Genomic DNA, 9,893 nt, shown 5'->3' with positions numbered 1-9,893 from the left:
GGTGGGGCTGCGGGGGCGCGTGGGCCGGGGGGCCGCCCCCGGGGGGGGGCCCGGCCGGGGGGGGCCGGGGGGGGGCGGCCCCCCCCCCCCCCCGGGGGGGGCCCCCCCACCGCCATGTCCGCGCGCAAACGGGGTACCTGGGGGAAATCTGAGGGGAATGAAGCCGGAAGGGCGGGGCATGCGGATTCCAGGCGGAACGGCGAATGCGCCATCTGCCGCACCGGCTGGGAATTGTTTTCCTTATGGTTCTCGCTTTACTCGGAGGAGTTGTTTTCGCGTGACTGAGCATGTGTGGAGTTACAAGTCGACTGCGGGTCACCTGGCCGGTACGGACCTGACCGGCTACAAGGTCGAGGCGACGGACGGGAGCATCGGCAAGGTGGACAAGCACTCCGACGAGGTCGGTGACGCCTATCTGGTCGTGGACACGGGTGTGTGGATCTTCGGCAAGGAGGTCCTGCTCCCGGCGAGCACGGTGGTGCGGGTCGACCCGGACGAGCGGAAGGTCTACGTCGACCGGACGAAGGAACAGATCAAGGACGCTCCCGAGTTCCACCGTGACAAGCACATCGGTGACGCCGGCTACCGCGAGGAACTGGGCACCTACTACGGCACCGGCGCCCCCTGCGGCGGCCCCCCGTCCTGACCCCGCCCTTCACGGCTTGGACTCGTTCCGGCCCTGGCCGTAAGGGCCTGGGCGTGATTCAGAAGACGCCTCCGTGTTGCCCGGCCTTGCGGCCGCGTTCGTCGGGGGGTGCCGCGGGGACGTTTCCGTAGGTGTAGGCGCTGCGGACATGTCCGTCGAGGGCGTGGACGATGACCTGGGCGGGCGCGTGCTGCTTGGCGTGGTGGCGTGCGGCGCCGATCGCGTCTTTCTGCGTGCGGTGTGGTTCGTGCAGGAGCCGGCGTCCTTCTCTTCCCTCGACCTGCCACTTCACGCCCGCGGCGGCCGCTCGCTCGCTGGAGGGCGAGACGTGGTAGACGGTCAGTTTTGCTGTCATGGTCTTCTCCTCGCCCATCAGGCGGGCCCCGGGGCGGCCTGTCGGAGTCTTACGTGGCGGCCGCGATCGGTCGCCCCTTGACCGGCCGCGCAACAGGCGCGGCGTGGCCACTGTGGGTTCCGGCGCGTGCGGGGCTGCCAGTCCTGTGAGGAGTATTCCCGCCGAGCCCGTAGGGGACACCCGCGCGGAACGGGGGGAGCGCCGAGCGCCATCCCTCAGGGGACGCCCGCCGACTCTCGTCGAAGACGGTGTTCCGGCCCCGGGGCCCGGGGGCCGGCAGCTGATGCTCCGGTCAGTCCTGGCCGGTCGTTGACGGAGCCGGGGCCGTGCTGCTCAGGTAGGGCATGGCCTTGCTTGCGGTTTCCGCCCTCAGCAGCAGGATGCCGTCGCCGGCCAGGACCAGGAGGGCCCGGGCGTCGGGCGCGCCCAGGGCGAACTTCCCGGACTCGTCCTGAGAGATGTGGGCGAACCAGACTTCGGTCACGTCGAGCTGGGATTCACCGAGCCACGTCTTGAGCTCCTGCCAGTTGACCATGGGGAAGTGGGCCTCGAAGCCGATGATGCAGCCGCCCGTTCCCTTGTGCGGGCCTACCCAGGTCGGCTCGAAGTAGGGAATGGTCAGGAGCTCTTCCCCGTTTTCCTTGGCGTCACGGGCCGCTTCCGCGTAGCCGGAGTCGTGTTCGCTCAGGAACCATTCGCGCTTGGCCACCAAGGGGCCTTTCCATCGTCGTCATGCAGGCGGGCGCCCTTGATCCTGCCGCTGCCATGACCGCGGGTCAAAGCCGGAGGGGTGGGGCGGCGGCTGACCGGCGAGCGCGGTCGGCGAGCCTGTGGCGGGCGGTGTACGGACGCGCCGTCTCGGGCGTCCGCGCGTCTTCGGGGGAGTGGTTGATCTGGTCCTTGCAGGCGCGCAACGCGACACCCGCAGGACACTCCCTCAAGAGTTCCTGTGACGGTCGTTTCGGGGGCCGTGCCAGTCGAGGCACAGGACGGTGGCGTCGTCCGTCGGAGGCCTACCGCCGTAGGCGTCGGTTACGGCGCCCACCAGGGTCCGGACGACTTCGCGCGGATGCTCGTCGGCTGTCTTACGCAGGAGGGCTGGCAGGTCGACGGCTTCGGCGTCGCGTTCCTGCATGCCGTCGGTGTGGAGCAGGAGCCGGTCAGCTGGCTTCAGGTCGATGTCCTGGACCACGTACGGACCCTTGAAGCCGGTGTAGCCGAACGGGAGGTCCACGGTCAGGGTCAGCTCGGTGACCGCCCCCTCACGCAGCCGCAAGGGCCAGGGATGGCCGGCGTTGACGAGCCGGGCACCGCTGCCGTCGAGGGCGATGCGCAGGAGTTGGCCGGTGGCCATGGTCTTCCGGCCGTGGTCGACGAGCGCCTGGTGGATCTGGCGTGCCTGCTCGGCGAGGCCTTCTCCGGCGCGGCGGGCGCCGCGGGAGGCGTTGACGAGGAGGGTGGCCATGAGGGCGGCGTCGACGTCGTGGCCCATGGCGTCGGTGATCGACAGGTGCAGGGTGTCGATGTCGAGGCTGTAGTCGTAGGTGTCGCCGGCGATGTCGGAGGCCGGGACCAGCGCGCCGGCGAGGGCGAACTGTGGGGCCTCGCAGGCGGCGGCGGTGGGCAGGAGCTGACGCTGGATCTCCGCGGACAGACTGACCGGGGTGGTTCGGTTGCCCCAGTGGTAGAGGTCGGTGAACCGACGGTCGGTGACGATGATGTACGCCAGCGCGTGCGCGGCCGCACCCACCTCGGCCAGCACATCCGGGGTGACCTCGGTCAGGAACACCTCCAGGACCCCGATCGTGTCACCGCGGTTCGTCACCGGCGCCAGTACCCGCTGCCCCTGCCCGCCACCGGCGGCAAGCACCAGCCTCTGGCCCTCCAGGACCTCGTCGTAGACGCTCCGGCCGGACAGCGCGGCCTCCTCGGCACGCTCCTCGTGCCGCTCCGCCGCCGTGTCGTGGACCCGGAGAAGTCGCCGGCCGACGACGTCGACGAACAGGAACGACACCGACGCGGCACCGAACCGGTCACGCAGATCGCGCGCCACGACATCGAGGGAATCCACCGGCGCGGCCGCCTCCGCCGCCGCCAGCACCTCGGCCAGACCGATCCGATCACGCCCCACATCAGCCTCCACAGATCACGGATCAAGCCCGGTCCCGCCGGCACGGCACACCCATGCTGCGCCAGGGCCGAGGGAGGACAGCTTCACCAGGGTCTTCACACCCGGGCCGACCTCCGGATGCGCTAACCGATCGGCAACCGGCCGGTTGCCTTGGGGCACCACGTGGCATCGGGCGTATCTCACCAGGGAGTGTCGGCGCAGATCGTCTTGCCTCCGTCGGAGGTGAGTTCGATGGTGACGCGGGTGGCGAGGTGATTGATCAGGAGCCATCCCCAGCCGCCACTTCCGTCCGTGTGGGGAGTCCGGGGCTGGGGCGGGCAGGGGCTGGCGTCGGTGACACAGACCTCGAGGTGATCCCCGTGCAGTTCCAGGTGGAGGACGCAGGGCCCGTCGGTGTGGCGGAGGGCGTTGGTGACGAGCTCGGCGACGATCAGGAGAACGTCGTCGGCGTGTCCGGGCCGGATGGGGGCCCTGACCTGGGCGGCGCGCTGGAGGAAGCCTCGGGTGGCGTCACGTGCTGCCGTAGTGGGCTGACCGGTGCGCAGTACAGGCTGATCGAGGACGGGTGTCGCCATGGCGCCTCCTTCCGACGGTGTCCTGCATCGCACCTGCCCCCATTACGAGCGAAAACCTCGTTCTGCCATCACGTCATCCGAACGGCCCGACACCTGGCGACCAACGAAACCGGCGGCATCCAGCGATACGGACGTTTGGAAGCCTCGGCGCGGTGAAGACGGTTGACACCGGCTCAATTTTTCGAGGCAGGAGAAGCACATGGGCATCATTGCCTGGATTTTGATCGGACTGCTCGCGGGCTTCATCGCGAAGGCGCTGATGCCGGGCAAGGACCCTGGCGGCATCATCATCACCATGCTCATCGGCATCGCCGGCGGTCTGCTCGGCGGCTGGCTCGGCAAGGTCATTTTCGGCGTCGACTCCATCGACGGATTCTTCGACCTCTCCACCTGGATCGCCGCGATCATCGGCTCGGTCATCCTTCTCGCCGTCTACCGGCTGGTCACCGGCAACCGGCGAAGCCACCGCCACGCCTGAGCGTGACGGTCCCTCCGCGGACGATCACGGCTCCCCCTTTCCCAGGGGGAGCCGTTCTGCTGTCTGCGCCCGCGATCGACCGACAGCAGGGGCGGCGCTCGTCGCGTGACCCGCGCCCGTTGTCGCCCGCTTCGCTCCCGGCGGGTCGATGGTCGAGCCCCACACCGATACCGACTCCGGCTGCCGACTCACGCTCGGTACGCGGCATCGGCCTTGGCGATGGCGGCCGGATCCGATGCCGTGGGCCGGGCGGCGTCGGTCTTCACCAGAGGGAACCGGTGGGGTCGTTGGCCAGGGCGGCGGCGAGTAGGGCGCGGAGGTGGTCCGCCTCGGGGAGGAGGGTGGCTTCGATCTCGTCGTTGGTGTGGCCGGCCAGGGTGAGTGCCTGGATGCGGCGGAACAGCAGGCGATCCGATGCGGCGATCAGGGCGGCGGCGGCCTGCGGGGCGATCGCGGGGGCGTCGGCAGGGCCGGTGGTGGCCAGGGCGGTGGCCAGTGCCTCCTCGCGCCGGTCGTGCAGTTCCCGGAGCCGCGCGGTGAGGGTGGGGCTCTCGGCGACCATACGGGCGAAGGCGGGTCCGGTGAAGCCGACGACGGGGCTGTGCGCCAGCAGGGAAGACCGGAAGGTCCGGCCCAGGGCGGCGAGCGGTGCCTCGTCCGGGTCGCGTTCGGCGACCGCCCGGGCCAGGCCCTCGGTGAACTCCGTGTGGTGGTCGAGTGCCAGGTCTTCCTTGCGGGGGAAGTAGTTGGTCACCGTCTTCTTCGCGACCCGGGCCGCCGTGGCGATCTCGGCGATGGTGGTCTGTTCGAAGCCCTGCTCGATGAAGAGCCTGGTCGCGCAGTCGGAGATCAGCTGCCTGGTCTCCTGCTTCTTGGACTCGCGGAGTCCCATCTCGGTAGCCATGGAAGAAATCTTACATCGGTAGCAAAAATATCCTTGACCTTCTGGGGTGTTCGATCTAAGTTTACGTCCGTCGCAAAAATCGCCTGACTGAACGGACCTGGATTGCGCCAGCCCAACCAGCCCAACCACCTCCCCGACCTCAACCTCACCCGCAACAGCCTTCTCGGCACCCCCAGCGGTGACGTCGCGTGCCTCGCGCCCAGCTCCGAAGGCGCCCCCGCGAACCTGCCCGTACAGGCCTACGCCGCCGTGAGCCGGCTGGCTGCGGGCACTTCGCGGTCCGAGCCCGAGCTCATGGACCGCACCCCCGCGCGCCCGGCTTGGCCGTCAAGCCGGCCAGCTCCACTGTCGGCATCCGGCAGATCGTCTCGGCCCGTTCGCCCGGCACGCGTCTGGACCCGGCCGGCCAGGTGATCGCGGACGGCCGACCCGGCCGCCCGGCCCATGGACCGCCGCAGTACGCCGCTGCCATCTCATTCGCCCCCTTTCTCTGGAGTTGCCCTGAACGTCACCACCTCCACCGTGTCCCTGACCGTCGACGACGTGGACGCCTCCCGCGAGTTCCTCTGCACTCACCTCGGCTATCAGGTCGCCGTCGCAGCCGAGGGCTTCGTATCCCTGGCCCGTGAAGATGCCGCCGTCGACATCGTGCTGCTCCGCACCGGCATCGAAGTGCTGCCGCCCGAGCAGCGTGACCGGCGGGCCGACGGCCTGATCCTCGCGCTCACCGTTGACGGCCTCGACGCCGAAGAGCGGCGGCTGCGCGAGGCAGGCGCCCCGATCACCATGCCGCTGCGCGAAGAACCGTGGGGCGAGCGCCTGTTCCAGCTCACCGACCCGAACGGCATCGTGGTCCAGCTCGTCGAATGGGTCACCCCCGTCGGGGAGGCGTTTGCCGAGGCCGCGCCGGCAGGGGAGCCGTCCGTACTCGTGATCGCTCCGGCCGACGAGCACGTCGTCGAATCACCGAACGCCCGCATGACCGGTCTGGCGGCGCCCAGCCGCGGCAGCAACGAGCTCAGCACCTGGACCGTCGCGATGGCGGCCGGGCAGAGCGGCCCCGAACACGCCGTCAGCCGCGAACAGGTCTGGACCGTGACGTCCGGAGTGCTCGAAGTCAGCTGCGGCGGGCACACCGAAACCGTCCCGGCGGGTCACACCTTCATCCTTCCCCCGGACGGACTCCGCCAGGTTCACGCTCCGCAGGCCGCCGCGGCCCACGTCGCGATGCGCGCCGACGGCGTGGCCCGCGTACCGGGCACCGACGGCACCCGTCCCCTGCCCTGGGCCCAGTGACGGGACGTCACGTACACCGCCTGAACAACCTCAACCCCCGCAGCGACCGCCCTGCGGCACCACATCACCCATCCAGCAACGGAGACAGCTTGCCCGTCCGCATCACCGCCCTGACCGACCCCGACGAGACCTCCTCCAGCCGCCGTCTGGCCTGGCTGGCCTCGGACGCCGACGGCAGCCCCGTCGGGTCCGCGTCCCTGCGCCTGTTCACCCAGGACGGCCAGCGCCACCTCGCCGAGCTGGATGTGCAGGTCCATCCCGCCGAGCGGCGCAAGCAGATCGGCACCCGGCTGCTCGCTGCGGCCGTGGCGGCGGCCCGAGAGGACGGCCGTCGCAGTGTCATCGCCCAGGCCCAGGACGGTAGTCCCGGTCTCGGGTTCCTGATCGCCGGCGGATTCCGGACCGCGTTGACCCTGACGTACGCCCGCCTCCCCCTGGCCGAAGCCAACCGCCCCGCCCTGACCGCGCTGGCCGGAGCACCTCACTCCGGCTATCGGCTGACCGCCTGGGACGGGACGGTTCCCGACGAACTCGCCGACACCTATGTGGTGTCGCGGCGGGCGATGGACGACATGCCGATGGGTGCCCTGGACTACGGCACGGTGATCTGGGACCTCGACCGGATACGGGCCGCGGCCGCGGCCGTCGAGACGCGCGGGGAGAGTCTTCACACCGTCGCCGCCATCGACAGGTCCAGCGCGGCGATCGTCGGCTTCACCGAACTCGTGGTCCCGGCCGGCGGTACCGGCGACGCCCTGCACTACGGCACAGCCGTCCTGCCCGAACACCGGGGCCACGGCCTGGCCCGCTGGATGAAGGCCGCCGCGATCCTCGCCGTCCGCGAGAGCCACCCCCAACTGGGTGGCCTGCTCACCGACACCGCCGACAACAACCCGTACATGCGCCGCGTCAACGACACCCTCGGCTACCTGCCCACACACGTCGCCTACGAATGCCAGCTGGACCTTTGACCGGGGCGGTGTGACCGCCGGCGCCATCAGCCCGATCAGGAGAGAGCGGAAATACGGTGAACACCATGGCCCAGGGCCGCGTCCTGCCCAGCGCACGCCATCTCTTCCACGTCCCCGAAGACATCGCCTACTTCAACACCGCAAGCCTCGCGCCGACTCTCAAGGGTGTGCTCGCCGCAGGGCAGGCGTCCCTGGAACGCCGGGCACAGCCGTGGACGATCACCGCACCGGACTGGTTCACCGCCGCCGAGGAACGCCGGGCCCTCTTCGCCCGCCTCATCGGCGCCGCAGCCGACGACGTCGCGCTGATCTCCGCCACCAGCTACGGCTTCGCGGCAGCCGCCGCCAACCTCGACGGCCGCCCAGGTCAGCGCGTCCTGGTCCTCGCAGAGGAGTACCCCTCCGGCGTCTACACCTGGCGCCGCTTCGCCGCCCGCACCGGCACGACCGTGCACACCGTTCACCGCGAGCCCGGACAGACCTGGACGGACGCGGTCCTCCGCGACCTCGACGAGACGGTCGCCGTGGTTTCGGTGCCGCAGGTGCACTGGACCGACGGCACCCTGGTGGACCTGTCGCCCATCGCGCAGGCTGCCCACGACGCCGGAGCAGCCCTGGTCATCGACGCCAGCCAGTCCGTGGGCGCCGTACCCCTGGACGTCGCCGCACTACGGCCGGACTTCGTGGTCACCGTCGGCTACAAGTGGCTGCTCGGCCCCTTCGGGCTGGGCTACCTCTACGTCGCCCCCGCCCACCAGGACGGCCGACCGCTGGAGGAGAACTGGATCGTGCGCGAGGACGCCCAGGACTTCGCCCGCCTGGCCGACTACCGCGACACTTACCAGCACGGTGCGCGCCGCTTCGACATGGGACAGCGCACCGCCTTCGAGCTCACCCCGATGGCCATCGCCGCCCTTGAGCAGCTCGCCGACTGGACGGTGCCGAACATCGCCACGACCCTGGACGCCGTCACCGGACGGATCGCCGACGCCGCACGCGGCCTCGGCCTGCACGTTCCCGAACCCCGCGGCCCGCACATGCTCGGCATCGAGGTCCCCGAACACCGGCGAGCCCGCCTGCTGGACACGCTCAACGCGGCCGACGTCCACGTAGGAGCCCGCGGAGGCGTACTCCGCATCAGCCCCCACCTCCACACCACCGACCGCGACATCGACCACCTGCTGACCGTGCTCGAGGCCAACCTGCCCCACGCGTAACCTCGCTCCCTACCACGGCGCCCCGGTGTGGAGGCTCGTACGGAGCGGCGTCGGTCCAGGGAGGCGACGATGGTGCGAAAGGTCAGGGCCGCACCTGGAGGCGGTACGCCGGCGGTGACCCGTCGGTCGTGCCGTCACCGGCCAGTGCCTCGCCGGTGTCGGCGAACTCCCAGCAGGTGACGTACCCGCCGCCTTCGCGCGGCCACTCACAGCGGTCGACCGGGCGGCTCAGCACGTGTTCGAACCAGTCGGCGCAGCGCACCGCCAGCTCCTCGACCGTGCCGGTGGCCATGAAGAAGCCGCTCTCGGGCGACTCGTGGAGGTTGTACACCTGGTCGCGGACCTTGCCCGCCCGCACGTGGGTTCCGTGGAAGTGAACGGCCCACTCGCCGAGGATCACGTGGCGCGCTTCGTCGATGAGGCAAATGCTCACGAGCAGCGCTGATTCGTCTTCGGTGAGAGTGACGAGGTCGGGAGTCGGCGGGACCTGCCAGCCGTCAGCCCGGGCCCGTAGCGCTTCAAGGAAGGCGAGCTCTGCCTCGTTGAAGTTCCACGGGTCCTCACCCTCCTCCGGGTCCTCGACCTCGAACCAGCTGTTGACGTTCACGGGAAGACTTTAGAGCCGGCGCGCGAGCCTGAGGCCCTTCGCGACAACCCCTTAGGCCTACGCGAACCAGTCGCGGCCCTCGGCCCAGTGCGTTGCCCAGCCCGCGAAGCCGGGGGTGCCGGGCATCAGTGCGTCGGGCGACTGGGGACCGAAGGGCATCGCGCCTTCGCCGGCGATCTGCCAGACGTGACCGCGCTGGGGGCCGGTGACGATCAAGTGCCAGTACATGCCGCAGCCATCGGTGCCCAGCAGCAGCGAACCGTGGTCGAACACGGGGTCCGTCCGGGCTTCGAACTCCTGTACCGACAGCGTCGCTTCGTCGTCCTCCGCCTCCCACAGCCATGCCGCCTCAAGCGGGAAAGGCTCGGCCAGCAGGCGTTCGGGGCGGTCCGATCCCCAGTCCTGGGGTGCCTCCGCGAAGGGGAGCAGCCCGTAGTACGGCGGACCGGCGCGCAGGCCGTCGCAAACCTCCGCCACGAACGTGCGGTAGGGCTCCGGGAGCACGATGCGATGCTCCGCCTCGAAGGACCGCACCGCCTCCCAGCCGGCCGGCGGCGCGGCCTCAGGTCTGGAGGCGAATATCTCCCGGAGGGCAGACAGCTCGGCCGGATCGCATGTTTCCGTGTTCATGCAGATCATCATGCAAGATCCGGCAGGGCGGCCTTGCCGACGCGGCCGCTGTGCTGCTCCTCGCCCGGGCCGACGGCGGAGGC

12 protein-coding genes are annotated in these 9,893 nt (G+C 70.2%); 5 read left to right on the top strand and 7 right to left on the bottom strand.

Annotated elements, in window-relative coordinates; translation table 11 throughout:
- The first annotated feature begins 277 nt into the window (after positions 1–277).
- Positions 278–646 carry a PRC-barrel domain-containing protein gene (locus AC07B0_RS39580; protein ID WP_478900507.1) on the top strand — a complete coding sequence of 123 codons (369 nt, stop codon included), beginning with the start codon at positions 278–280 and terminating at the stop codon, positions 644–646.
- Between the two features lie 58 nt (positions 647–704).
- Here AC07B0_RS39580 and AC07B0_RS39575 read toward each other — a convergent pair whose 3' ends face one another.
- From AC07B0_RS39575 to AC07B0_RS39560, 4 genes are all read right to left on the bottom strand, one after another.
- The gene (locus AC07B0_RS39575) at positions 705–1,001 is read right to left on the bottom strand and encodes a DUF2188 domain-containing protein (RefSeq protein WP_478900505.1); all 297 of its coding nucleotides are present in this window, start codon (positions 999–1,001) and stop codon (positions 705–707) included.
- A gap of 292 nt (positions 1,002–1,293) precedes the next feature.
- Positions 1,294–1,710 carry a hypothetical protein gene (locus AC07B0_RS39570; protein ID WP_469385053.1) on the bottom strand — a complete coding sequence of 139 codons (417 nt, stop codon included), beginning with the start codon at positions 1,708–1,710 and terminating at the stop codon, positions 1,294–1,296.
- A 228-nt stretch (positions 1,711–1,938) separates the two neighbouring features.
- Complete coding sequence (locus tag AC07B0_RS39565; RefSeq protein ID WP_469385051.1) at positions 1,939–3,132, bottom strand: PP2C family protein-serine/threonine phosphatase; 1,194 nt, start codon at positions 3,130–3,132, stop codon at positions 1,939–1,941.
- Positions 3,133–3,311: 179 nt separating this feature from the next.
- Complete coding sequence (locus tag AC07B0_RS39560) at positions 3,312–3,707, bottom strand: ATP-binding protein (protein WP_469385049.1); 396 nt, start codon at positions 3,705–3,707, stop codon at positions 3,312–3,314.
- Positions 3,708–3,906: 199 nt separating this feature from the next.
- Between AC07B0_RS39560 and AC07B0_RS39555 the strand changes: the two genes are divergently transcribed.
- Positions 3,907–4,185, top strand: a complete 279-nt coding sequence (locus AC07B0_RS39555; RefSeq protein WP_356882126.1) for a GlsB/YeaQ/YmgE family stress response membrane protein — start codon at positions 3,907–3,909, stop codon at positions 4,183–4,185.
- A 262-nt stretch (positions 4,186–4,447) separates the two neighbouring features.
- Here AC07B0_RS39555 and AC07B0_RS39550 read toward each other — a convergent pair whose 3' ends face one another.
- Entirely contained in the window at positions 4,448–5,089 is a 642-nt protein-coding gene (locus tag AC07B0_RS39550) for a TetR/AcrR family transcriptional regulator (protein ID WP_469385045.1), read from the bottom strand.
- A gap of 522 nt (positions 5,090–5,611) precedes the next feature.
- On the opposite strand from AC07B0_RS39550, the gene AC07B0_RS39545 reads away from it, so the two are divergent.
- The 3 genes from AC07B0_RS39545 to AC07B0_RS39535 all read left to right on the top strand — a co-directional run bounded on the left by AC07B0_RS39545 (position 5,612) and on the right by AC07B0_RS39535 (position 8,573).
- Positions 5,612–6,385, top strand: a complete 774-nt coding sequence (locus AC07B0_RS39545) for a VOC family protein (protein WP_469385042.1) — start codon at positions 5,612–5,614, stop codon at positions 6,383–6,385.
- An 89-nt stretch (positions 6,386–6,474) separates the two neighbouring features.
- Positions 6,475–7,356, top strand: a complete 882-nt coding sequence (locus AC07B0_RS39540) for a GNAT family N-acetyltransferase (RefSeq protein ID WP_469385039.1) — start codon at positions 6,475–6,477, stop codon at positions 7,354–7,356.
- A gap of 65 nt (positions 7,357–7,421) precedes the next feature.
- Positions 7,422–8,573, top strand: coding sequence for an aminotransferase class V-fold PLP-dependent enzyme (locus tag AC07B0_RS39535; protein WP_478900503.1), 1,152 nt, complete (start codon positions 7,422–7,424; stop codon positions 8,571–8,573).
- 82 nt (positions 8,574–8,655) lie between these two features.
- Here the strand turns inward: AC07B0_RS39535 and AC07B0_RS39530 are convergent, their stop codons facing one another.
- Entirely contained in the window at positions 8,656–9,180 is a 525-nt protein-coding gene (locus AC07B0_RS39530) for a hypothetical protein (protein ID WP_478867135.1), read from the bottom strand.
- Between the two features lie 57 nt (positions 9,181–9,237).
- Positions 9,238–9,822 (bottom strand): SMI1/KNR4 family protein, encoded by a 585-nt coding sequence (locus AC07B0_RS39525; RefSeq protein WP_356882116.1) that lies wholly within the window; start codon positions 9,820–9,822, stop codon positions 9,238–9,240.
- Positions 9,823–9,893 lie beyond the last annotated feature (71 nt).

The sequence above is a fragment of the Streptomyces sp. NPDC044704 genome (assembly GCF_056433525.1).
The sequence above is the reverse complement of the archived record's forward strand: the minus strand, read 5'-3'. Positions and strand labels throughout refer to the sequence as shown.